This window comes from Streptomyces sp. NPDC017936, from assembly GCF_044328485.1.
In the GTDB taxonomy this organism is placed as follows: Bacteria; Actinomycetota; Actinomycetes; order Streptomycetales; family Streptomycetaceae; genus Streptomyces.
Genome location: NZ_JBIRHK010000009.1, coordinates 308,082 through 331,938, shown reverse-complemented (window position 1 = coordinate 331,938; position 23,857 = coordinate 308,082). Strand labels below are relative to the sequence as shown.

At 71.9% G+C, this 23,857-nt stretch carries 18 protein-coding genes; 5 read left to right on the top strand and 13 right to left on the bottom strand.

Annotation, left to right across the window (positions count from 1 at the left end):
- Positions 1 to 44: 44 nt before the first annotated feature.
- Together ACH4F6_RS21285 and ACH4F6_RS21280 are read right to left on the bottom strand one after the other, a co-directional pair.
- Positions 45 to 1,049 (bottom strand): ABC transporter substrate-binding protein, encoded by a 1,005-nt coding sequence (locus tag ACH4F6_RS21285; protein WP_397961813.1) that lies wholly within the window; start codon positions 1,047 to 1,049, stop codon positions 45 to 47.
- Positions 1,050 to 1,249: 200 nt separating this feature from the next.
- The gene (locus ACH4F6_RS21280) at positions 1,250 to 2,440 is read right to left on the bottom strand and encodes an amidohydrolase family protein (RefSeq protein ID WP_397961812.1); all 1,191 of its coding nucleotides are present in this window, start codon (positions 2,438 to 2,440) and stop codon (positions 1,250 to 1,252) included.
- Between the two features lie 367 nt (positions 2,441 to 2,807).
- Here ACH4F6_RS21280 and ACH4F6_RS21275 point away from each other — a divergent pair, with 367 nt between their 5' ends.
- Complete coding sequence (locus ACH4F6_RS21275) at positions 2,808 to 5,174, top strand: SpoIIE family protein phosphatase (RefSeq protein WP_397961811.1); 2,367 nt, start codon at positions 2,808 to 2,810, stop codon at positions 5,172 to 5,174.
- A 3-nt stretch (positions 5,175 to 5,177) separates the two neighbouring features.
- Here ACH4F6_RS21275 and ACH4F6_RS21270 read toward each other — a convergent pair whose 3' ends face one another.
- Positions 5,178 to 5,753: an NADPH-dependent FMN reductase gene (locus tag ACH4F6_RS21270; protein WP_397961810.1), complete on the bottom strand. Its 576-nt coding sequence runs from the start codon at positions 5,751 to 5,753 to the stop codon at positions 5,178 to 5,180.
- 570 nt (positions 5,754 to 6,323) lie between these two features.
- Here ACH4F6_RS21270 and ACH4F6_RS21265 point away from each other — a divergent pair.
- Entirely contained in the window at positions 6,324 to 7,613 is a 1,290-nt protein-coding gene (locus ACH4F6_RS21265) for an MFS transporter (RefSeq protein WP_397961809.1), read from the top strand.
- 93 nt (positions 7,614 to 7,706) lie between these two features.
- On the opposite strand, the gene ACH4F6_RS21260 is transcribed toward ACH4F6_RS21265, so the two are convergent.
- The 6 genes from ACH4F6_RS21260 to ACH4F6_RS21235 form a co-directional block, all read right to left on the bottom strand.
- Entirely contained in the window at positions 7,707 to 8,381 is a 675-nt protein-coding gene (locus tag ACH4F6_RS21260) for a GntR family transcriptional regulator (protein ID WP_397961808.1), read from the bottom strand.
- Positions 8,382 to 8,557: 176 nt separating this feature from the next.
- Positions 8,558 to 9,655: an amidohydrolase family protein gene (locus ACH4F6_RS21255; protein ID WP_397961807.1), complete on the bottom strand. Its 1,098-nt coding sequence runs from the start codon at positions 9,653 to 9,655 to the stop codon at positions 8,558 to 8,560.
- A gap of 323 nt (positions 9,656 to 9,978) precedes the next feature.
- Positions 9,979 to 11,619 (bottom strand): FAD-dependent monooxygenase, encoded by a 1,641-nt coding sequence (locus tag ACH4F6_RS21250; RefSeq protein WP_397961806.1) that lies wholly within the window; start codon positions 11,617 to 11,619, stop codon positions 9,979 to 9,981.
- Positions 11,619 to 12,527 (bottom strand): alpha/beta hydrolase, encoded by a 909-nt coding sequence (locus ACH4F6_RS21245; protein ID WP_397961805.1) that lies wholly within the window; start codon positions 12,525 to 12,527, stop codon positions 11,619 to 11,621. The genes ACH4F6_RS21250 and ACH4F6_RS21245 overlap by 1 nt, the downstream gene beginning before the upstream one ends.
- 318 nt (positions 12,528 to 12,845) lie before the next feature.
- Complete coding sequence (locus ACH4F6_RS21240; protein ID WP_397961804.1) at positions 12,846 to 14,306, bottom strand: aldehyde dehydrogenase family protein; 1,461 nt, start codon at positions 14,304 to 14,306, stop codon at positions 12,846 to 12,848.
- Between the two features lie 103 nt (positions 14,307 to 14,409).
- Positions 14,410 to 15,369 (bottom strand): amidohydrolase family protein, encoded by a 960-nt coding sequence (locus tag ACH4F6_RS21235; protein WP_397961803.1) that lies wholly within the window; start codon positions 15,367 to 15,369, stop codon positions 14,410 to 14,412.
- Positions 15,370 to 15,475: 106 nt separating this feature from the next.
- On the opposite strand from ACH4F6_RS21235, the gene ACH4F6_RS21230 reads away from it, so the two are divergent.
- From ACH4F6_RS21230 to ACH4F6_RS21220, 3 genes are all read left to right on the top strand, one after another.
- A complete protein-coding gene (locus ACH4F6_RS21230) occupies positions 15,476 to 17,095 on the top strand; it encodes a bifunctional 3-(3-hydroxy-phenyl)propionate/3-hydroxycinnamic acid hydroxylase (RefSeq protein ID WP_397961802.1) in 1,620 nt (539 codons plus the stop codon).
- A gap of 149 nt (positions 17,096 to 17,244) precedes the next feature.
- A complete protein-coding gene (locus ACH4F6_RS21225; RefSeq protein ID WP_397961801.1) occupies positions 17,245 to 18,063 on the top strand; it encodes an IclR family transcriptional regulator in 819 nt (272 codons plus the stop codon).
- A gap of 81 nt (positions 18,064 to 18,144) precedes the next feature.
- Positions 18,145 to 19,164, top strand: a complete 1,020-nt coding sequence (locus ACH4F6_RS21220) for a LacI family DNA-binding transcriptional regulator (protein WP_397961800.1) — start codon at positions 18,145 to 18,147, stop codon at positions 19,162 to 19,164.
- Positions 19,165 to 19,171: 7 nt separating this feature from the next.
- On the opposite strand, the gene ACH4F6_RS21215 is transcribed toward ACH4F6_RS21220, so the two are convergent.
- The 4 genes from ACH4F6_RS21215 to ACH4F6_RS21200 are packed head-to-tail and all read right to left on the bottom strand — an operon-like array spanning position 19,172 to position 23,772.
- Complete coding sequence (locus tag ACH4F6_RS21215; protein ID WP_397961799.1) at positions 19,172 to 20,527, bottom strand: GH1 family beta-glucosidase; 1,356 nt, start codon at positions 20,525 to 20,527, stop codon at positions 19,172 to 19,174.
- Between the two features lie 50 nt (positions 20,528 to 20,577).
- The gene (locus ACH4F6_RS21210; protein WP_397961853.1) at positions 20,578 to 21,417 is read right to left on the bottom strand and encodes a carbohydrate ABC transporter permease; all 840 of its coding nucleotides are present in this window, start codon (positions 21,415 to 21,417) and stop codon (positions 20,578 to 20,580) included.
- Positions 21,418 to 21,445: 28 nt separating this feature from the next.
- Positions 21,446 to 22,441 (bottom strand): carbohydrate ABC transporter permease, encoded by a 996-nt coding sequence (locus ACH4F6_RS21205; protein ID WP_397961798.1) that lies wholly within the window; start codon positions 22,439 to 22,441, stop codon positions 21,446 to 21,448.
- A 14-nt stretch (positions 22,442 to 22,455) separates the two neighbouring features.
- Positions 22,456 to 23,772, bottom strand: a complete 1,317-nt coding sequence (locus ACH4F6_RS21200; protein ID WP_397961797.1) for an ABC transporter substrate-binding protein — start codon at positions 23,770 to 23,772, stop codon at positions 22,456 to 22,458.
- Between the last annotated feature and the right edge of the window lie 85 nt (positions 23,773 to 23,857).

Here is a 23,857-nt window from a genome sequence, read left to right as displayed (position 1 = left end):
TACGGGGGCCGACGGTTCGGCGACGGCCCCCGTACGGCACGCGGTCAGTCCTCTTCGGACACCGACACGAGGTCCTCGGCCTTCGGCAGGGTGCCGTGGACCTGTCCCGAGGACGCGACGGCCTCTATCCACGGCGTCAGTGCCTCTGGCGAGATCGAGCTGTCCCAGTCGGGCAGCGGAGCGGTTGCCGCCGTCCGGCGCGGTGTCCCCAGCGCGGACGACAGGAAGGCCCGCGCCTCCCGTTCGTGGGACGAGGCCCACCAGTCGGCGGAGTCGAGGGCCGCGACGAAGGAGGAGATCGTTCCAGGGTTCTTCTCCGCCCATGCGCGGTCCGCGATCCACATTCCGGCGACGGCGGGGGAGTCGACCGACAGGAAAGGGTCGCCGAGCGGACGGTGGCCGGCGGCCTGGACCGCGCCCATGTACGGCTGGACCGTCGCGACGGCGTCGACCTGGCCGGCGTCGAGTGCGCGGAGCATGTCGGAGAAGGGCACCTCGAGCAGCTGGACGCCGTCGATGTCCACGCCCGCCCTGTTCAGCGAGGTCAGCACTGCCAGGAACAGCGTGCCGGACAGGGACGGCACCGCCAGCCGCTTGCCGCTGAGGTCCGTCGCCGAGTCGACCGTGCCCGACTCGGCGGCGTACATCTGGGCCTGCGGGCGCTCGTCGCTGTCGACGTACGCTCCGGCGATCACCGTGATGTCCTGGCCCCGCGAGGCCGCCGCGATGACGTCGGCGGGTGTGCCCCAGGCGATGTCGTACTTCCCGCCGAGCGAGGAGGCGAAGGACGTGATGTGCGTGCTCGGCAGCGAGGAGATCGACACGTCGAGGCCCTGGGCGGTGAAGTCGCCGTTCTTCTCCGCGAGCAGGGGCAGGCTCGGTGGTGCCGCGTCGACGAGTGCCACCCGTACGGTACTGTCGTCCGCCTCCTCGGTCTCTGCGGATGCCGAGCAGCCGAGGGCCGCGGTCATCGTCAGTCCGAGGGCCGCGAGCAGGGCGGGGACCCCTCTCGGCCGGCGCACGGATTCGGTCGGGGCTGGGAAAGTCATGGCGCCACTTCTTCGGTGGAGGAACGGGGAGCGCCCGCAGGCGCTCGGTGACCCTTGCTGTGCCCGGCGGCGGCGTGCCGGCTCGGCCTTCCACGGCCGCCCCCCGGGTGTCCTGTGCGGTGCCGCGCCCCGGTCACCGTCTCCCGGCCGGCTGTCCGGCCGGGAGGCGCGCGCCGGTCGCGGTGGTACGGGGAGCCCGGTCAGGCGGCGGGGGAGTACTCCACGCCGCCGACCCAGACGCGCCGGAGGGCGCGGGTCGCGGTGATGTCGGCGAGCGGGTCGCCGTCGACCAGGAGGAGGTCGGCGCGGTATCCGGGGCGGATGACGCCGCGGTCCCGCAGCCCGAAGGACTGGGCGGGCAGGCCGGTCGCGGCCCGCAGGGCCTCCCGGGGGGTGAGGCCCGCGCGGACCAGCAGCTCCAGTTCGTGGTGGAGGCTGGTACCGAACGGCGGCTGCACCGGGATCCCTGGAGTGCTGTTGGCGTCCGTGCCCGCCAGGATCCGGGCGCCGGCCCCGCGCAGCGCGGCGACGCTGCCCTCGGCGGCCGCGTAATCCATGCCGGGTATGCCGAGACCGGCGAAGCCCTCCATCATGGTCAGGGTGGGCACGGCGACGGTGCCGGTGGCGGTGTACCGTGCCGCCACCCCGGCGGGCAGGGGGCTGTCGAGAGGTACGTGGTGGATCATGTCGACGCCCGCGTCCAGCGCCCGCTCCACGCCGGCCGTGGTGGTCGCGTGGGCCATGACGAGCTTGCCGAAGGAGTGCGCCGCCGTCGTCACGGCCTGGACGGTCTCCGGTGCCAGGCCCGGTTCATCGATGATGACCTTGATGTAGTCGGACCCTTCGGCGATCCGGGCGCGTACGAACCGGGAGGCCTGGTCCGGCCCGGTCAGGACCGCGTCCGCCGGGAAGGCCGGCAGTTGGCTCTGGGGGCTTCCGGGCGCCACCGCCGGAGTACCCGCGCTGCGGATGTCGGTCAGGCCGGGCAGTTCGCGCAGCGGGTCGACGGCCGAGGGCGGGAAGCAGGCCATGTCCAGACCGGTCGTCACGCCGGAACCGGCCAGTTGCCGCAGGGTGGTCACGTCCCGCAGGTGGATGTGGGCGTCGATCAGTCCGGGAAGCAGGACGGCACCCTCGCCGTCGATCCTGCGCGCGCCGAAGGCGCTGACACCGATCCGCCCGTTCTCGATGACCACGGTGCGCGGTGCGGTCAGTTCACTGCCGTCGAAGACCCGGACATCGGTCAACGCGACCTTGTCGCCGATGGCGGCGGTGTGTTCCCGGGCGCCGGCGGTGCCGGGCGCCACCAGCGCCTGCGCGCCGGCGACGGCGACGCCGGCTGCCGCGGCCGTCTTGAGGAAGTCACGTCGGTTTCGGTGGCTGATGCACATCGTTGTGCCTTTCTGTCGGGTGGGCGCGGAAGGCGGAGCGTCCATGCCCGGAGGCGGGGTGGCGGGGGTGTCGGCCGGTCCGCGGTGTGGCGGGGCCCGCGACTGTCGGCCGCGCGGAGTCGGCGCGGCACGGGCGGACAGTCCAGCAGCGGCGCTGTCGGGCGCGGTCCCGGCAGCCTCGGCAGGGTCGACCGGAGGCCGGCAGGACGGACCGACCGTAGCCGCTATATGTGATAACAGCAACCCTCCGGCTTCCTTCGGTGACCGGCCGTCAGACGCCGACGGGAACCGGCCGCTGGAAGGCGAGGGTTCCGCCGCCGGGACATGATGGGATCACCGGCCCGGTGCGAGAGGCGGTGACGACGCCATGAGGGCGAGCGATGCGGGCAGTGGCGGTCAGCCGGCCGATGTGGCGGCCGCACTGGTCGATCGTCGCGGTGTCGTGGTCGGGTGGTCCCGCGTTGCCGAGGATCTCCTGGAACGGCCGGCTTCGGAGGTACTGGGCCGTTCCGTCCTGAGGCTGCTGGACGGGCCCGGACCCCTTGCTGCGGGCACCGTGCCGGACAGCGGCACGGTCGCGCTGCGGCGTCGCTCCGGGCGGCCCGTCAGCGTTTGTTACCGCGTCGAGCGGCTGCGGGGGAGCACCCAGGTGTTGATCCTCGCCGTCACCGCCGACCGGGCGTCCGCGACCGAGCGGGCGGAGGCCCTGTCACGGGCGTTGCTCTCCCAGGACCGGATCGGCTTCGTCCTGAGGGACACGGAGCTGGCCGTCGTGCGGACCAACATCGCACATGGCGGGTTCCCCGGGCCGCCGCTCCCCGCGGGGAGCCGGCTCTCCGACGTGATGCGCCCGTCCGATGCCGCCGTCGCGGAAGCGGCCTTGCGCGGTGTCCTGGAGACCGGCGAGGCCTTCGCCGGTCGCGACCAGCGGGTGAGGGCGATACAGCCGCCGTACGGGGACTGGTCCTGGTCCGTGTCGGCCGTACGGACGGAAGACAGGGACGGTCGGCCCACGGGCGTCGCGGTCCTGCTCACCGATGCCACGGAGCACTGGCGAGCGGCTCGCCGGCGCGAGCTGCGCCATCGGGCGTCGGCTGAGATCGGGGGCACGCTCGACGTCAGGAGGACGGCGCAGGAGATCGTCGACATGCTGGTTCTCGACTTCGCCGACTACGCGTGGGTCGATCTCGCCGACGCCGTCCTCACGGGGGACGAGCCGCCGAAGACCTTCGGCGGAGGCGACCTCCATCTGCGCAGGGCGGCGGTGTGTTCCGCGAACGGTTCATGGCCGCGGGAACTCCTCCAGCCCGGCGGCGCCGTTCCGCCCCTCCCGGACCTGCCGATGGTGCGCGGTCTCCAGGAAGGCCGCACGATCGTGGTCGACAGGGCCGCCCTGGAACGGGGCCTGGCCGATCAGGCCCGGGTACGGCTCGCGGCACCCGAAGGCGGTCACTCCATGGCCGTCGCCCCGCTCTTCGCGCGCGGCCTGGTGCTGGGCGACGTGGCCGTCTGGCGCGCGGACCGGCCCGAGCCCTTCGACGACGAGGACGCGGCCCTGCTGACCGAGGTCGCCGCGCACGCGGCTCTCGGCGTGGACAACTGCCGTCGCTACACCCGGGAGCACCGCGCCGCCGTCACCCTCCAGAGACGTCTGCTGCCCCAGACGGCCACGTCCACCCGGGTCATGGAGACCACGAGCGCCTACGTGCCGGCGGCGGGCGGCGCCGAGATCGCCGGGGACTGGTTCGACGCGATCGAACTCCCGTCCCTCCGGACCGCACTCGTCGTCGGAGACGTGACCGGCCGCGGTCTCCACGCCACCGCCACGATGGGACGACTGCGTACCGCCGTGCAGACACTGGCGGATCTGGAACTGGCCCCCGACGAACTGCTCACGCGTCTCGACGACTTGGTGATCCGGCTGGCGGACGAGGCGGATCCCGCGCATCGCGACGCGGTCGGCGCCACCTGTCTGGTGGCCGTGCACGATCCGGTCACCCGCCGCTGTACGGTCGCCGCGGCGGGTCACCCGCCGCTGATCATGGCGGTGCCGGGCGGACCCGCCCGGTCGGTCGCCGTCCACCCGGGGCCGCCGCTCGGCGTGGGCGGCCTGCCGTTCGAGGCCAGGACCGTCGACGTGCCGCCGGGCAGTCTCCTCGCCCTGTACACGGACGGCCTGCTCCAGCGGTACGGGACCGACATCGACGACGCCACGCGTGACCTCGCGGACCGGCTGGCGCGACTCCAGCGTTCCGGAGGCGACCTTCCCTCGCTGGCCCGGACCCTCATGGCGGACGTCGAGGGGCCCCCGCTGCGCGACGACGCGGCACTGCTGCTCGCACGTACCTCCGCGCTCGACGCGGCCGATGTCGCTTGCTGGGAGTTCCCGGCCGATCCCGCGGCGGTGGCCTCGGCCAGGGGAGCGGCGACCGGCAAGCTCGCCGAATGGGGGCTGGAGGGCAACGCCTTCGTGACCGAACTGATCGTCAGCGAACTCGTCACCAACGCCGTACGGTACGCGGGCGGGCCGGTGGGTGTGCGCCTGATCCGCGACGAGGTGCTCTTCTGCGAAGTCACCGACCCCAGTAACACGCAGCCCCGCCTGCGCCGCGCCCGCACCACCGACGAAGGGGGCCGGGGCCTGTTCCTCGTGGCACAGCTCAGCCGCCGCTGGGGAAGCAGGTACGGGCCGAGCGGCAAGACCATCTGGGTCGAGCAGGAGCTGTCCGCCTGAGGGCTACCGAACGTCGGCCTCGCGCAAGGGGCGGAGCGCGGCGGCCACCCGGGTGAGCTCGTCGAGCATCGCCTTCGCCGAAGAGGTCATGACCTGATTCGGCGTGAGTTCACCGTCCTTGACGAATTCGTGGACGAAGGGAATCGAGACGGCTTCGAAGAGGGGGGTCATCTTGAGGGTCGTGACCACCTGCTTGATCATCTGGGCCGCCCGGGTGCCCGCGGAGACGCCTCCGTAGCTGACCAGGCCGACGGGCTTGTACTTCCACTCGTTGTGCAGGTAGTCGATGGCGTTCTTGAGTTCCGCGTTGTAACCGTAGTTGTACTCCGGCATGACGAACACGAAGGCGTCCGCCTCGCTGACCTTGGCGCTCCAGTCGAGGGTGTGCTGGTGGGTGTACCGGCCGAGACGCGGGTGGAGCGGTTCGTTCATGAACGGCAGGTTCACCTCGGCCAGATCGACCACCTCCACTTCGGGGAAGCCGCCGTGCTCCACGGCGATGGTCTCCACCCAGCCTCCGATCAATGGGCCGGTACGGCCGGGGCGCGTGCTGGCCACGATGATCTCGAGCTTTGCCACGGTCACTCCTCCTGGTCCTCGTCCGATGACGTCCTTGAGGTGAGCACAACGGAGTCGAAGGGAACCTCGCTCGCCCCAAATCAGCATGATGATTACCCTGATCATGCGATGGTGTGCGGCGGAGCGTCAAGAGGGCGCGGAACCCTCGGTGTCCTCCCTGCACGGGCATTGACATGGGCCCGTTGCGAGCCTCAGCATCACTGCCAGTTCCCCGCCGCGTGACCGCGGCGGGTAAGGCACCCTGCCCGCTGCCTGTGCGCTGCCGGACACGCCGTCCGTGACGCCCGGCGACGCGTCTCGCGACGCGGCGCACCGTGTGTCCCGCGCTGCCGGTGCCACCGGGCACGCTCTCTCGGGCACGCTCCCCGCCGTGGCACCTCATGCCCCCGGCAGGGGCGCTCCCTTCTCCACCGGCGACCGCTCCCACCCGGACGCCGCCCGTCGGCCACCTCCGTCGGCGAGGCCGGGAGTCGTCGGACCACCCCCGCGATCGGCCCGATCGCGCGCCCACGCCCTCTTCGGTTCGCCGTGGCCTTCCCACTCGTGCAGTCCCCCATGAGGAGTACGGACATGAATCCCACCCCCGGCACACCCACGACCGGGGCCCGCCCCGGTCCCGCGGTGGCCCTCGGGCTCGTCATCCTGTGCATCGAGGGGTACGACCTCTTCGTCCTGGGTGCGGTCGGCCCCTCCCTGCTCCACCATCCCGGCTGGGACGTCACCAAGTCGACGCTGGGACTGCTGGGCAGTCTCACCGCGCTCGGCATGCCCCTGGGCTCCATCGCCGCCGGCTGGGCCGGTGACCTCTACGGCCGTCGCCTGCCCATGACCATCAGCCTGGCCTGGCTCTCCCTGGCGATGCTGCTGAGCGCCGTGGCCGGCGACCTCGCCCTGTTCGGCGCGACCCGCTTCCTCACCGGCATGGGCATCGGCGCCCTGATCCCCCTCGTCACCGCGTACGTCAGCGAGGCCGCCAACCCCGCCCGGCACTCCCTTCAGGTGGGCACCGCCACGACGGGACTGGCCATCGGCGGCATCATCACCGGTGTCGTCGGCCGCACCCTGCTGCCCGAGGGGGACTTCCGCACCCTCTTCCTCTTCGGCGTCATCCCCCTGATCCTGATCCCCGTGGTGTGGCGCCTGGTTCCCGCCGTGGTCCAGGACCGCCCGGCCGAGGTCGGGGCCGAGACCGCCCCGGCCGCCGAGACGGAGGAGTCCGGCAACCGGCTCCGCCGGCTGCTCGGGCCGCGGTACCGCCGTTCCACCCTGCTGTTCTGGGCGGCCACGTTCTCCGGGCTCGTCATCGTCTACGGCGCCAGCACCTGGCTGCCCACGCTGATGGTCGACAACGGGTACGACCTCAGCTCCTCGCTGGAGTTCTCCATCGCCTTCAACGTCGGTGCCGTCATCGGCACCCTCGGCGCCGCCCTGGTCGCCGACCGCGGGCTGCTGAAGGTCTCCACGATCGTCAGCTTCCTCCTCGCCGCCGTCGCCATGATGTCCCTGAGCACGCCGCAGCCCCGTCCCCTGCTCCTGGCCGCCTCCGCCGTCGCCGGCTTCGGTGCGCTCGGCACCCAGGCGCTCGTCAACATCTACGTCGCCCACGCCCACCCGGCGCGGCTGCGCGGCACCGCGCTGGGCTTCAGCCTCGGCGTCGGCCGCGTCGGCGCCATCGTCGGCCCCAGCTACGTGGCCGCCGTCACCGTGCTGATCAGCTCGTCCGAGGCCGGCTTCTACGCCTTCGTCGTCCCCGCGCTCCTCGGCGCGCTCCTGATCGGACTGCTGCGGTCGGGCCGCCGTACGTCCGCCGCCGCGCCGGCCGGTGCCCCCGCCGAGGCGGACGCGCCCCTCGCCCAGTGACCCGGGGCCCGTCACAGGCACGGAAAAAGCCCCCGGCGGTGTCCGACCGGCTCGACCGGTTCGGACACCGCCGGGGGCCGGGGGCGGCCGTGTTCAGGAGAGGGCCGAGAAGGCGATCTTCTCGTTGCGGGCGAGGTGCTGTTCGACGGCGGCGGCGACCGCGTCGGGGTCGCGGGTGCGGAAGGCCGCCACGAGGTCCGTGTGGGCCTTGCCGCGCCGCTCGTGTTCGGTGGGATCGGGGTCGAGCCGGCCGAAGCCGATGCGGATGTAGCGTTCTCCCGCCCGCCAGAGCGTGGTGAGGACCCGGATGTCCCAGGCGGTCGCGGCCGGCGCCAGGAGGGCGAGGTGGAAGGCGTGGTGGTCGTCGTAGATGTCGGCCATGCCGTGTTCCCGGGCGCCGAAGTCGACGGCCCGGGACTCCAGCAGGTCCAGCTCCTCGTCCGTCAGGAGACCGCACGAACGCCGGGCGATCTCCGGTTCCAGGGCGCGCCGGAGGCGGTAGATGCCGTGCAGGTCGTCGAGGTCGAGCGGGGTGACGACGGCGCTGCGGCCGGGCCGCATGATGACCAGGCCCTCGCTCTCCAGACTGCGCAGCGCCTCGCGGATGGGGATGAAACTGATGTCGAGCATGCCGGCCAGCTCGCGCAGCGAGTACTCCGCACCGGGGGCCAGGTCGCCGGCGAGGATCGCGCGCCGCAGTTCCTCGGTGGCCTGCTCCACCACGGACCGTGACGTGATGGGCTGGAGAGCCCCTCGGGGTGTCGCCACGGTGTATCCCTCGCTTCGGCCGTCCGGTGGTCGATATCAACTATAGCGATGCTCCTGTGACGGGCTGCGTGCATGACAAGAGGGCGGACGGCCGGGCCCGTCCGCTGCGGCGGACGACGCCCCGCACCGTGGTCGGCACGGTGCGGGGCGCGGGGGTCATCCCGGCGACGGGGTGATCACAGTTTCAGGAGACGTTCGGCGTTGCGGTGGGCGATCTTCCTGCGGTGACCGGCCGACAGGCTCGCGTTGCGCAGGAACCCGACGGCCTGTTCGCTCTTCTCGAAGGGGTAGTCGATGGCGAAGAGCACGTTGTCGATGCCCACCGCCTTGACGGCGGCCTGGAGCATGGTGTCGTCCATCACGCCCGAGGTGGTGATGGCGATGTTCTGCGTGAGGTACTCGGAGGGCTTCTTCTTCAGCGGCACCTTGGTGTTGATGTTCTTGATCTGCACGTCGAGGCGGGGGATCTGGTACGGCAGGAACTCGCCCATGTGGCCCACGATGAGTCTGGCGCCCGGGAAGTCGTCGAAGACGCCGCCGAGGATGACGCGCAGGGCGTGCCCACCGGTCTCCGCCGCCCAGCTGTAGAGGGGGCCGACCAGTTCCGGACGGTCCTTCAGCAGTCCCCATTCGCCGGTCGGGGCCGGAGTGGGGTGGAGGTAGAGGGCGGCGCCCAGTTCCTCCAGCGCGGCCCACACGGGCCGGAACTGCGGCTCGTCCAGGTAGTGGCCGTTGGTGTGGCCGTTGACCAGGAACCCGGCCATCTTGAGGTCGCGTATGGCGCGCCGGGCCTCCCGCACGGCCGCCTGCGGGTCCTGGAGGGGCAGCGCGGCGAGCCCGCCGAACCGGGTGGGGTGCGCGTCGATGATGCCGGCCAGCGCGTCGTTGGCGACCTGCGCGTCGCGTACGGCGATCGCCGCGTCGGGCTGCATCTGCACCCCGGGCGGGGTGAGGGAGAGCACCTGCATGGTGACGCCGTTCGCGTCCATGTCGGCGAGCCGGTACTCGGTGACGTCCGGAAGCCGCTTGAACCACTCGGCGGTGACCTCGGGCTTGAAGGGGATCGCGCCGTTCAGTGCTGTGCCCTGGGTGATGAGACCCGGCAGGATGACGGCTTCCTCGATGGCGATGATCCGCAGCCGGCCGTGCGGGTCGGGCTTGCCGCCGTGCGCCTCGGAGACGCCGGGCGTCATCAGTGCGGACGCGCCGGCGACCGCGGCCGTACCCGCCGCGGTGTTCAGGACCTGTCGTCTCGTCCATCGGTTGGCGCTCATGCGTGCTGCTTCCTTTCGGGAGAGGGGTTCCTCGGCAGAGGTGTTCCTGGTGCGGGGAAGGAGGTGCCCCGTCCCGCACCGGCGGGTGGTGCGGGACGACCGGAGGGCGCGCGGTCGCCCGCGTGCAGGTGCGCCGCACTCGGGCGAAGCGGGGGAGACCGGGCGGCGGACACCGGTCCGCCCCGGCCGCGAGGCAGGTACCTCGGACAGGACGCGGCCGGGGCGGGGTCTGGTGGTCGGCGCGCGGGCGCCGGACGACGGGGCGGCGGGGCACCCGCGTCGACGTGTCGGAGTGCGGTTCCGGGGAGGTGGTCCGGAGAGGGTCAGGATCCGTGAGGTGCCGGGGTCCCGCCCCGGCGCGCGCAGCCTCTCAGCGTGTCGACGAGGGCGAGGGCGTCCTCGGGGGCCTCGTCCCCCAGCCAGCCGACCACCTGGTCCGGGCGGACCAGGGCGAGGCGGGCGCCCAGCAGTTCGGCGTAGCCGGCGGACACGGACTCCGGCAGGCGCACCACGGTGAGCGGCACGTCCCGCAGGCGTGCGGCCTCCTCGACGGCCGTCACCGACGCACCGCGTCCGAGGACGAGCAGCGTCAGATGGTCACCGAGCACGTCGTACAGGGAACGGCCGTCCTCGAGGAACACGTGGGGCAGCCGGGCACCCGTCCACCCGGCGTCCTCCCGTCCGTCCCGGACCGCGGGGACGATCGGTGAGGCGGCGATGCGGAGTCCGAGGACCAGGTCGAGGGAATGGAACTCCGCCTTCTTGGTCTCCTGGATGCGCGCACCCGCGGCCCGACGGGCCTCGGCGCCCGCCCGGTCCTCCGCGTCGAGGTCGTCGGCGAGCAACTCGGTGGAGAGCACGCGCATGTTGGCGGTCGCCTCGTGGATGACGCGTTCCTGGACGGGGCGGCGCTCCTTCTCGTAGCTGTCGAGGACGTCCGTCCCGCCCCAGCCGGCGAGCACGGCCGCGAGTTTCCAGCCCAGGTCGACGGCGTCGCCGATGCCGGTGTTGAGCCCGTGGCCGCCGAACGGCGGGTTGAGGTGCGCGGCGTCACCGGCGAGGAAGACCCTGCCGTGGCGCATGCGGTCGACGATCTGCATCCGGGCGGTCCACGGGTCGGTGGACAGCACCTCGGCCCGCACCGGTCTGCCCGCCACGGCGTCGATGATGTGCCGTGCCTCGCGCTCCCCGGTCACCCGGTCGACACCGAAGGCGATCGCCCACCAGGTGTTCGTCCGGTCCAGCGGCCCGACCAGCGCCGGGGCGGCCGGGTTGACGACCCAGTACTGCACGGCCGGCCCGTGCCGCACGTGCTCCCACAGGCCGGGGCTCTCGAAGACCATGCCGAAGTTCGGGCGCAGGGCCTCCCCGCCCAGGTAGCGGGAGCCGATCCGGTCCCGCACGACGCTGCGCGGGCCGTCGCAGCCGATCACGTAGTCGGCGGTGACGACACCCAGGTCCCCGGCGCCGTCCTCGACGGTCACGGACACCAGGTCGTCGTCCTGGCTCACGTCGACGACCTTCGACCCGAGGACGAGCCGGCACGTGGCGAGTTCCTCGACCGCCTCGCGGAGCACCTCCTCCAGGACGTACTGCGGTGCCTGCTGGCCGATTTCCGGGAAACGGTCGCCCTCCGGCGCGAGCCCCAGGACGCCGGAGAAACGGGACAGCTCCCTGCCGGTCAGCGAGGTGCAGAACACGACGTCCCGGGACCAGGAAACGGGCAGCGGCGCGCGCGCCCGCAGCCGCTCGGCCAGGCCCCAGCGGCGCAGGTGTTCCATCGTGCGCACGTTGAGCGTCTTGCAGCGGGGGCGCGCCCGGGAGACGGTGGCGCGCGGCTCGACGACCAGGCAGTCGACCCCGCGCCGGCCCAGCTCGACGGCGGCCGCCAGGCCGACCGGCCCGCCACCGGCGATGAGGACCTGCACGTGCCGCGGGAGGTGCGCGTTGTCCACGGAGGGCATCAGTTCTCGTTCTCGGCTCTCTGCCGCGTCGCGGCCCAGTGCGCACACTCCTCGGCGAACGCGAGCTGCCGCAGGTGCAGCGCGTGGCCGAGCGTGTGGTGATCGATGCAGTGACCCGTGCCGCGGGCGACGCTCGCGTCGACGAAGGGAGCCGCGGTGAACAGCGCGGCGAACCGGGCGACGTCCTGCGGGCTGCTGCTCCACAGGGCGTCGAACTCGGCGAGCGCGTTGTGCACGGGGACGCGGACCCGGGGGGCGACGGTGCGCAGATGCTCCTTCGGCCACGCCGGAGCCTGGACCAACTCCCTCACCGGCACGGGCGCGTAGGAGGCGTGCGCCTGGCGCACCCCCTCGGCCCTGTAGGTGTGCGCCGGTCCGAACATCACCTTGTCCCGCTCCTCGTACGGCAGGTCCACGGTCTCGTCCGGAGGAAGGGAACCGAGGGCCTCGGCCGCTCCGCCGCTCGGGATGACGGCCCCCATCCCGGTCGCCGAGACGCCGATCAGGGGAAGGCCGGGAGCGGAGGCGGCGATCATCAGGGCGATCATGCCGCCGATCGAGTGCCCGACGAGGAGGACGCGGTCGGCCGCGTGGCGCGCGACCGCCTGCGTCAGGGCGCCGGTGAGCAGCTCCGCGTGCCGGGTGAACGTGTTGGCGTCCGGCTCCAGCGGGGTGCTGCCGCCGTACCCGGGACGGTCGAAGGCCACCACCGGGTGGCCGTGCGCGGCGGCGACGTCGAGGAACGACCCCTCGGGTGCGCCCGCGACGTCGAAGTACCGCGCCGTGTACGTGCCGCCGTGGAGAGCGGCGATCAGGGGTTTGCCGGACGGTTCGGCGGGACCGGCGGTGAGCGCCGTGATCGTGTGTCCGTCGACCTCGAAGGTCAGAAGGTCGCGCTGCTTGGCCATCTGTGGCCTCCTGCCAGGGGTGGGTTCCGGCGTGCCGCACGGAGGAGGGGGACTGCGCGCGGTGAACGACGACGCGCGGCCCGCGGGGGAGTCGGCCGCCCCGGAATCCGTGGGACCGAAGCCCCGTTCCGGGCGCCGTCGGGCCCTGCGAGCCTAGGTGCTATATGTGATAACAGCAAGAGTTCCGGATGCTTCACGCGGGCGATGACGCCGGGCCGTCCGCAACGGCGCGGCCTGCGGGACCGGCAAGGGCGGTCCCCGGTGGGCCGGCCTCCGAGGGACCGCGCGGACGCGCTCCCGCCCTCGCCGAGTCGTCCGTCAGTGGTGCTGCGGCACGTAGTCCTGGGTGATCTGCTTGTACTCCAGGAAGTCCTCGATGGACGCCAGGCCCCCGAGCCGGCCCACGCCGCTGGACTTGTAGCCGCCCTCCTCGAACTCGATGGTCAGGTTCGCCCAGCTGTTGATGGAGATGAGGCCGGCGTCGAGCTGTCGGGCGACGCGCACCGGCCGGTCCGCGTCCCGGCTCCAGACGCAGGCGCTCAGGCCGTACTCGGTGTCGTTGGCCAGAGCGATGGCCTCCTCCTCGGTGTCGAAGACCTGGACGGTCTGCACCGGGCCGAAGGTCTCCTCCTGCACGATCGGGAGGGAGGAGTCGGGGACCGCGAGCAGGGTGGGGTGATAGAAAGCGCCGCCCGCCAGCTCGGGGCGGGTGCTCGGGCCGCCGCGGACGATCGGCTTGGCGCCGGCCGCGATCGCCGCCTCCACGGCGGCGTCGACCCGGGCGACGGACGCCTTGTCGATCAGGGGGCCGATCTGGCTGGCCGGATCCGAGGCCGGGCCGGGACGCACGCTCTCCAGGCGCTGGGCCAGGGCGGCGGTGAACTCGTCGGCGATCTCCCGCTGGACGAGGACCCTGCTGCCCGTCATGCAGAACTGTCCGGCGAACACCGTGCACGACGCGACGGCGGTGGCGAGCGCGGCCTCCACGTCGGCGTCGGCGAAGACCAGGTGAGGGGTCTTGCCGCCCAGCTCGAGCCCCACCCGCTTGAAGCGGCCGGCTGCCTCCTGGGCGATGAGCCGTCCGGTGGCGGTGCTGCCGGTGAAGCTGATGGCGGGCACCCGGGGGGACTCGACCAGCAGGCGCGCGACGTCGGAGCCGGACTCGACGACGACGTTCACCACGCCCTTCGGTAGTTCGGGGACGGAGGCGAGGATCTCGCTCATGAGCGCGGCGGTCCGTGCCGCCTGCCCCGGCATCTTCACCACGGCCGTGCAGCCCGCCGCGAGGGCCGGGGCCAGCGCGCGGATGCAGAGGTAGGCGGGGGAGTTCCACGGCACCACGATCCCGGCGACGCCGACGGGCTGCCGGATCGACATGGCCTGACGGCCCGGCTGGGTGTCGGTGACCCGGCCGTGCGGCTGGATCGCCAGACCCGCCGCGAAGCGCAGCGCGCGCAGGATGAAGTGCGACTCGAAGCCCGCCTCGTGCCGGAGCTTGCCGTTCTCCCGACACAGAGTGCCGATCACCTCGTCCATGCGTGCCGCGTACGCGTCGGCCAGGTGACTCAGGGCGGTGGACCGCACCATCGGGTCCAGCCGCCACGTGCCCTCCTTGAAGGCGCGGGCCGCCGCGTCGACGGCCCTCTGCCCCAGCCCGGCGTCGGCGTCCGCGTACGTGCCGATCACTTCGCCCGTGGCCGGGTCGACACTCTCGGAGGTCCGCGCGGAACCGACCCACTCGCCGTCGATCCAGTGTCGTGCCGTGTTCTCTCGGGTCATGTCGGCGACTCCTTGCTTGAGAAGGGGAGGGGGAGGGGAGCGGTGGGGAGAGGGGGCCGGGTGCGCGGCCGCACATGGCGCCACCCGGGGCGCGGACCGGCGGTCAGAGACCGAGCAGCCGCTCGGCGTTGCCGTGGGCGATCTTCGCCCGGTCGGCCTCGCTGATCGGGGCCGTCCGCAGGAACTCGGTGGCCGCCGCCATCTCCTCGAAGGGGTAGTCGGTGCCGAAGAGGATGTGGTCCGAGCCCAGGGCGAGCAGCGCGCACAGCAGCGGCGGGGCCGAGCATACGCCGCTGGTCGTGATGTACAGGTTGTGGCGGACGTACTCCGACGGGTTGCCCCGGGCCAGCTCGACACCGTGGTGGTTGTGGTACTCCCAGCGGGAGTCCAGCCGCCACAACACGTAGGGCAGGCCCTCGCCCATGTGGCCCAGCAGCATCCTGGCGTCGGGGAAGTCGTCGAAGACACCGCCGAACACGCACCGCAGGAAGTGGGTGGCGGTCTCCGAGCCCCAGCTCCACATCGGCCCGATGAGCTCCGGGTGCCCCTCGATGACGTGCGGGACGTCGACGCCGTTGGCGGGGTGCAGGTAGAGCGGGACGTCCAGGCCCGCGGCGCGCTCCCACACGACGCGCAGCTCCGGGTGGTCGAGGTAGCGGCCCTGGGTGTGCGCGTTCACCAGGGCACCGCGCATCCCCAGCTCGGAGACGGCGCGCTCCAGCTCGTCGGCGGCGGCCTTCGGGTCCTGCAGCGGCAGGGCGGCGAAACCGGCGAAGCGGTCGGGGTGGTCGGCCACCACGCCGGCGAGCAGGTCGTTCACGGCCGTCGCCTGGGCGACCGCGGCGGCGGCGTCCGTCTCGGCCTGGATGCCGGGGGAGTTGAGGGACAGCACCTGCATGTCCAGCCCCACCGCGTCCATCTCGGCCAGTCGCTCGCCGGTGATGTCGAGGAGCCGCCGGGACGCCTCGCGCCACTTCCCCGGCTCGATGATCGCGGCCGCCGAGGCGCCGTGACCCACCAGCTCCGGTGTGACGAAGTGTTCCTCAAGACCGATGGTCCGCATCGCAACCTCTACCTGTTTCACTTATGTGCATTGACTTCACCGATGGTGAAACGTACGTTCCGTCGGTGTCAACCCTTCGGAAAGCCCGAGAAGATGGAGGTGCCCGATGACGGGTACGGAGGATGCCGCCGGCGGCCCGGTCCCGCACGGAACCACGGTGGACGTGGCCGTGGTGGGCTACGGGCCGGTGGGCATGGTGGTCGCCGGCCTGCTGGGGCAGGCGGGGCACCGGGTCCTGGTGCTCGAGCGGTACGCGGGCCTGTACAACCTGCCGCGGGCGGCCAGCTTCGACGACGAGACCATGCGCACGCTCGCACGCCTCGGCGTGGCGGAGGAGCTGCTGCCCAAGGTGCGCGTCCAGCGCACCTACGAGTGGCGCAACGGCCGCGGAGACCTGCTGATGGAGCAGCGGTTCGCCGAGACCGGACGCAGCGGCTGGGCGGAATGGAACATGATGTACCAGCCGGACCTCGAAGAGGCGCTGGACGCCGTGTGCCGGTCGATGCCCCAGGTGGACGTGCGGCACTCCACCACCGTGGTCGCGCTGGAACAGGCCGCGGACGACGTCACGCTCACCGTGGAGGGACCCGAAGGGCGCCGGACGGTCGGCGCGCGCTATGTCCTGGGCTGCGACGGAGGCAACAGCTTCGTGCGGTCGGCGCTCGGTGTCGAGCTGGACGACTACGGCTTCTCCGAGCCGTGGATGGTGTGCGACTTCCGCTTCCGCCGCCCGACGCGGGTCCCGCTCGCTCTGCAACTCGGTGATCCGCTGAGTCCCACCTCGATCATCTCGCTCGGACCCGCGCACCACCGGTTCAGCTTCATGCTCGACTCGGTGGACGACTTCGGGACCGAGCGCGACCCGCAGCGGGTGTGGAAGCGTGTGGCGCCCTATCTCACCCCGGACGACGCCGACCTCATCCGGGTCGCCACGTACACCTTCCGGTCCCTCGTCGCGGACCACTGGCGCCGGGGCCGCGTCCTGCTGGCGGGCGACGCGGCGCACCAGATGCCCCCGTTCCTCGGGCAGGGCATGTGCTCGGGCTTCCGCGACGCGCAGAACCTCGCGTTCAAGCTGGACCTCGTCCTGCGCGGAACCGCCCCGGACGACATCCTCGACACCTATCAGACGGAGCGCGAGCCGCATGTGCGCGCGGTGACCGAGAAGGGCATCGAACTCGGCCACCTCCAGACCCTGCGGGACCCGGAGCGTGCCGCCGAGCGCGACCGGACCCTGCTGGCCCGCCGCGCGGAATCCGGGGCCCCCGAGCCCATGCGCTTCCCGAGTCTCGACGACGGCCTGCTCGCACGGACCTCGGGCGCCGGCCGGGGGCAGCTGTCGGTACAGGGCGTGGTGGACGACGGCACGCGCCGCGATCGCCTGGACCAGATCGTGGGCGGCGGCTTCCACCTGCTCGTCGACGAGGGACTGCTGGGTGCTCTGGAGACCTCCCGGCTGCTCGACGACCTGGCCCGGGCGGGCGTCCGGGTCGTCGTTCCGGGCGAGCGGGCCGCCGCGCACCCGGGGGCGGCCGTCGTCCACGACACCGACGGCACCTACCGCGGCTGGTTCACCGAACTGGGCTGCTCGGCCGTCGCGGTCCGCCCCGACTTCTACGTGTTCGGCACCGCGAGCGGCCCCGACGCGGCGGTCGGCCTCGCCGGTGAGCTGCTGAGCACGGTGCACGGCGGCGTCGCCTCACCGGACGTGCGGGTGGACGCCTGACGCCCTGACCGTCCTCGCGGACGGTGTCCACGCGCGGGGCTCACCACGGACCCGCCCGCCCCCGGACGGTCGTCATGGGGCCGGACCGCGAATCGGGCCCTTCGCGTGGACCCCGGTGGCCGGGCGAGCCGGTCACTATGATCGCCTCTGTGACAGCCCAGCGTCCCCGCGAGCCCGAGAACAACGACGCCTCACCGGCGCGGCAGGGCATTCAGTCCGTCGAACTGGCGATGACGGTGCTGCAGGCCCTCGAAGAGGGACGCGGCCCGATGAGCCTGACGCAGATAGCCGCGGCCAGCGGCATGCAGCCGAGCAAGGCGCACCGCTACCTCGTCAGTCTCGCCCGGGTCGGTCTCGTCGCCCAGTCCCCCAGTTCCGGGCGCTACGACATGGGGCCCGCCATGCGGCGGCTCGGTGTCGAGTCACTGCGCAGAATGGACGAGGTGGCACTGGTGAGCGAACACCTGCCCGGACTGCGGGACCGAACCTCCCACGCGGTCAACCTGGCCGTGTGGGGCGATCACGGACCTGTGGTCGTGCGCTGGGAGTACGGGGCCCACGCCCTTCCCATCACGGTCCGCATCGGTGCCACGATGCCGCTGCTGAACAGCGCGATCGGCGGTGCCTTCCTGGCCCATCTGCCCGAACAGCTCACCGAACCCGTGCTGCGCGTCCAGCTCGAGTCGGCGACGCTGGACCCTGCGACGCGGGAGCGTGTCGACGAGATCCGGTCCGAGGTCCTGCGCGACGGTGTGGCCACGACCTCCGGCGGTGTGATCCCCGGGGTCACCTCGATCGCGGCCCCGGTGTTCACCGCCGGCGACTCGCTTCCGCTGGTCGTCACCCTCGTCATGCCGGCACGCGGCATCACCGAGAAGGCTCTCGCCGGTTTCTCCGCGGAACTGCTGCGCTCGGCCAGGGCCATGTCCGAGGAACTGGGCCACGCGACGCACGGAGAGGGCACGTGAACCCCCTGGTGCGCGGTGCCCCGTTCCGAAGCTCCCCGCCGCCCTGTGCCCGTGGGAGTGCCCGGCGTTAGAGTTCCCCCCATGAACAGGCAGGCCCCGACGCTGGAGGATGTCGCGCGGGAGGCGGGGGTCTCCCGCGCCACCGTGTCACGGGTCGTGAACGGCGTGCGCAACGTCGATCCCAGCATCCAGGACCTGGTCCGCAGCGCGATCGAACGGACCGGCTACACACCGAACCGTGCGGCGAGGACGCTGGTCACCCGACGCACCGGAACGGTGGCCCTCATCGTCTCCGGCGCGGGCGACGCCTTCGCCGGCCGCGTGTTCGCCGACCCGTTCTTCGGCCGCGTCGTCAACGGCGTCGTGGGGTATCTCCGGGCACGCGCGATGCAACCGGTGCTGCTGTTCGCCGAGTCGGAGGCGGCCAGGAAGCAGGTGGTCGACTACGTGGGGCAGGGCAGTGCGGACGGCGCGCTGGTGGTCTCCGTGCAACCGGACGACCCTCTGCCGGACATGCTCCTCTCCGCCCGCGTCCCCACGGTGCTGTTCGCGCGTTCCGCCCGGACGGCACCGGTCGGGTGCGTCGATCTGGACCACTACGCGGGGGGACGCCTGGCCGGAGAACACCTCCTGGCTCGCGGCTGCCGCCGTATCGCGGCGATCGGCGCTCCGCCGGACCTCAGGGCCGGCCGGGAACGCCTCGCCGGATTCCGCGACGCCCTGGCCCGCGCCGGGCACGACAGCCCTCCCGTGGCCGAGGGCGTCTTCACGCTGGACAGCGGGGCGACGGCCATGGCCGCGCTGCTGCGGGACCACCCCGCGGTGGACGGCGTGTTCGCGGCCAACGACCTGATGGCCCAGGGCGCCTGCCAAGTCCTGCGGGAACTGGGCAGGCGCATACCGGAGGACGTCGCCGTCGTCGGGTTCGACGACTCGAGCGTCGCCGTGACGTGCCGGCCGCCGCTGACCACCGTGCGCCAGCCGGTGGAGGACATGGCGGCGGCCATGGCCAGGATGCTGGACGAGCAGGTCCAGGGCACCCGTACCGAACCCCGCACCCTCGTCTTCGAACCGGAGCTGGTCGTGCGCGAGTCCGCCTGACCCGAGGTCAGGCGTGCAGCCGCCGGTGGGTGCGGATGATGTCCGCGTAGCGCTGACCACTTGTCTTGACGGTCCGGGCCTGTGTCGCGTAGTCGACGTGGACGAGGCCGAAGCGCTTGTCGTAGCCGTAGGCCCACTCGAAGTTGTCGAGGAGGGACCAGGCGTAGTAGCCGGCCAGCGGCACCCCCTTGCGGACCGCCCGGGCGCAGGCGCTCACGTGCTGCTCCAGGTAACGGGCCCGGTCGGGGTCGTGGACGGCGCCGTCGGGTGAGACGGTGTCCGGGAAGGCGGAGCCGTTCTCGGTGACGTACAGCCTGCGGACCCCGTAGTCGTCGGTCAGGCGCAGCAGCAGGGCCTCCAGGCCGTCGGCGTCGATCTGCCAGTCCATGCCGGTGCGCGGTACGTCGGGCAGCCGGACCTCACGGGCGTACGGGACGGGGCCCTCGGGGTCGTCGGTGACGGTCGCCGGGAAGTAGTAGTTGAGGCCGTGCCAGTCGAGGGGCGCGGCGATCGTCTCCGGATCGCCGGGACGCTCGGGGAGCTCCACGCCGTACAGTTCGCGCATGTCGGCGGGGAAGCCGCGGCCGTAGACGGGGTCGAGCCACCAGCGGTTGGTGTGGCCGTCCATGCGGGTGGCCGCCGCGATGTCCTCCTGGCGGGTCGAGGCGGCCTCGACGGTGGAGTGGTTGGTGACCAGCCCGACCTGTGCGCCGGGGGCCGCCGCGCGGATCGCCCGGGTGGCGAGGCCGTGGGCGAGCAGCAGGTGGTACGAGGCGTGCACGGCGGCGGTCAGGTCGGTCAGACCGGGTGCCATGCGGCCCTCCAGGTGGCCGATCCAGCCGGAGCAGAGGGGCTCGTTGAGGGTGGCCCACCGGGTGACGCGGTCGCCGAGCCGGGCGGCGACGGCGGAGGCGTAGGCGGCGAGGTGTTCGGCGGTGTCGCGCACGGTCCAGCCGCCGCGGTCCTGGAGGGCCTGGGGAAGGTCCCAGTGGTAGAGGGTGATGTTGGGGGTGATGCCGGCGTCGAGGAGGGCGTCGACGAGACGGTCGTAGAAGTCGAGGCCGGCCGCGTTGACCGGTCCGTCACCGGCGGGCATCACGCGGGGCCAGGCGACGGACAGGCGGTAGGCGTCGGTGCCGAGCCGCTTCATCAGGGCGATGTCCTCGGGCCACCGGCGGTAGTGGTCGCAGGCCACGTCGCCGTGGTCGTCGTTGTCGACCTTGCCCGGGGTGTGGGAGAAGGTGTCCCAGATCGACGGTGCCCGGCCGTCCTCGGTGACGGAGCCCTCGATCTGGTAGGCGGAGGTGGCCGTGCCCCAGGCGAAGTCGGCGGGGAAGGCGGCGAGGTCGAGCGATTCGGACACGGAAAGCCTCTCTGGGAAGGTCGGGCGGGGCGGCGGTGGTGCCCCGGCGGCTACTTGACGGCGCCGGCGGTGAGGCCGGTGACGAGGTAGCGCTGGAGGAGCAGGAAGCCGGCGACGACGGGCAGGCTGACGACGAGTGAGGCGGCCATGATCTGGTTCCAGTACACGTCGTTCTGGGTGGAGTAGCCCTGCAGGCCGACGGCGAGGGTGCGGGTGGTGTCGTTGGTCATGACGGAGGCGAAGAGCACCTCGCCCCAGGCGGTCATGAACGCGTAGACGGCGACGGCGACGATGCCGGGGACCGCGGCGGGCACGATGACCCGGAACAGCGCGCCGAGCGGCCCGCAGCCGTCCACCTTGGCCGCCTCGTCGAGGTCTCTGGGCACCGAGTCGAAGTATCCGATCAGCATCCAGATGGAGAACGGCAGCGAGAAGGTGAGGTAGGTGAGGATCAGGCCGCCGCGCGAGCCGAACAGGGCGATGCCGGTGGCGTTGCCGATGTTGACGTAGATGAGGAACAGCGGCAGCAGGAACAGGATGCCGGGGAACATCTGGGTCGACAGCACCGTCACCGTGAAGACGCGCTTGCCGCGGAAGGAGTAGCGGCTGACCGCGTAGGCGGCGAACACGGCGATGGTGACGGAGCAGACGGTCGCCGCGCCGGCCACGATCAGCGAGTTCATGAAGTAGTCGGCCAGCGGGACCGTGTCCCAGATGTCGAAGTACGGACGGAGGGTGAGGCCCGAGGGGATCCACGCGAACTTCCCCGACACGTCCTCCAGCGGCTTCAGCGAGCTGGAGATCATCACGTACACCGGCAGCAGCACGAAGACGGTGAGCAGGGTGAGGAAGATCCGGCGGCTCCACAGGAAGGACCGCGGGGCGGCCATCGGGGAGCGGGGCTGCCGGACGGCTGGGCTAGGCATCGGCGGCCTTCCTTCCGCGGGAGGTGAGCCAGAGGTAGACGCCCGTCACCACGAGCAGGAACAGCAGGAGCAGGACCGACATGGCGGAGCCCGTCCCGAAGTTCCAGGTCTGGAACGAGGACTGGTAGATGTGGAGGGAGATGAGGTCCGCGGCCTCCGGCGCCGCCTTGCCGAACAGGACGAAGGGGGTGTTGAAGTCGTTGAACGTCCACAGGAACAGCACCAGGACGAGGACCTGGTTGACGGGGCGCAGCGAGGGCAGGGTGATGCGGCGGATCTGCTGCCAGACGCCCGCGCCGTCGAGGGCGGCGGCCTCGTAGATGTCCCTCGGGATGTTCTGGAGCCCGGCCATGAGGATGAGGAAGGCGAAGGGCCAGCCCTTCCACACTGAGACGACGAGCAGGGCGATGAAGCTGTTGTCGCCGATCAGCCAGAACGGAGGACTGTCGGTGAGCCCGAGCTGGTCGTGCAGCACGTGGTTCACCAGGCCGTTGTCCCGCTGGAACATGAACGACCAGGTGATGACGGCGGCGTAGACGGGCAGCGCGTACGGCACCAGGAAGAGCGTGCGCAGGATGCCCCGGCCGCGGAAGGTCTCCTGCATGAAGATCGCCGCGGCCGCTCCGAGCAGCCAGCACAGGCCGACCGAGAGGACGGTGAACAGGCAGGTGGTGAGGAAGGACTTCAGCAGCGCCTCGCCGACGGGGGCGTCGAAGTCGACTGTCAGGGAGTAGTTGTCGAGGCCGGCCCAGGGCGCGGTGCCCCAGTCGCGGATGTAGAACTGGGTCAGCTCCTTGAAGCTGACGACGATGCCGATCACCATCGGCACCAGGTGGACCAGTAGTTCGAGCAGCAGCGCGGGGAAGAGCAGCAGGTACGGCAGTCCGATGCGGCGCAGCCGCCCGGGGCGGCGTCTGCGCGGCGCCGCCCCGGGGTCGTTCTTCCGTGCCGTCCGCTCGCCTGTGCTCAGGGCAGCGGTGGTGGTCATGGCGGTGTCCGGCCTCACTTCTTGGGCATCTGCTGCTGGGCCTTCTCGAGCTTGGCCCGCACCGACTCGGTGGTCACCGGACGGCCGGCGGCGGCGTCGGCGAAGAGCTCCTTGACGGCGGTGCCGACGACGGTCTCGAACTGCGACTCCTCGGGGACCTGCGGCAGCGCGGTGGCGCTGGTGGCGAGGGTGTCCCGGAGCACGGCGAGCGCAGGGGCGCTGAAGGCCGGGTCCTGCTGGGCGGCCTTGACCGGCGGGATGGAGCCGTAGGCCTTGTTGAGGATGACCTGCTCCTCGTCGCTGGTCATGAACTTCACGAACTTCTTGGCGCCGTCGATGTTCTTGGTGTTCTTGAAGACGGCCATGTTGATGCCGGCGACCATGGAGTTGGTGGCCTTGCCCGGGCCGGGCTCGCCGGACTGCACGGGGGCGGGCGCGACGCCCCACTCGTCCTCGTTCATGCCCTGCGCCTTGAAGGTGGCCGACGCGGTCTGCCACAGCACCATGGCCGTCTTGTCCTTGGCGAAGTCGCTCAGGGACTGGTTCTGCGCGTACTCGGCGTTGCCCGGCGAGACGATCTTGTCCTTGGCCATCAGGTCGACGTACTGCTTGACCGCCGCCACGGCGCCGTCGGAGGTGAAGTCGGCCTTGCCGTCGGGGGTGAAGAAGTCCGCGCCGTGCTGCTGGGCGAGGACGAAGACCTGGTGGATGTTGTTCGACAGGTTGGAGCCCTCGGCGCCGAGCCCCCACTTGCCGTCCTCGGAGAGCTTCTTGCCGGCCTCGGCCAGTTCCTCCCAGGTCGCCGGCGGCTTCTCGATGCCGGCGTCGGCGAACATCTTCTTGTTGTAGTAGAGCGCGTAGGCCATGGAGTACAGCGGTACGGCGGCCGGGTCCTGGCCCTGGACGCCGGTGGAGCCGAGCGCGGACTCCACGAAGCGGTCCTTGCCGCCGATCGCCTCGAAGTTCTTCGTGTCCCAGGGCAGCAGGGCGCCGCCCGCCTGGAGCGAGGCGCTCCAGGTGTTGCCGATGTTGAGGACGTCGGGGCCCTGACCGGAGGTGGAGGCGGTGAGGATGCGGTTGAGGAGGTCACCCCAGGGCACCACCTCCAGCTTCACCTCGATCCCGGTCTCCTTCTCGAACTTGTCGAGTTCCGGCTGGAGGACCTTCTTGTCCACCTCCAGGTTCGCGCCCTGGTTGGAGGCCCAGTAGGTGAGGGTCTTCGGCTGCTCGTTGGAGCCTTCCGTGCCGGACGACCCCCCGCCGCAGGCCGCCACGGTGAGGGCGAACGAGAGGGTGACGGCGCCGACGGCTGCGGCTCTGATTCTGCGCATGACTCCAGAGACCTTCCGGGAAGTGACGGGGTCGCCCGCGGAGACGGAACGGGGCGGCGCCCCGCGCCCCCTGAATTCTCCACGG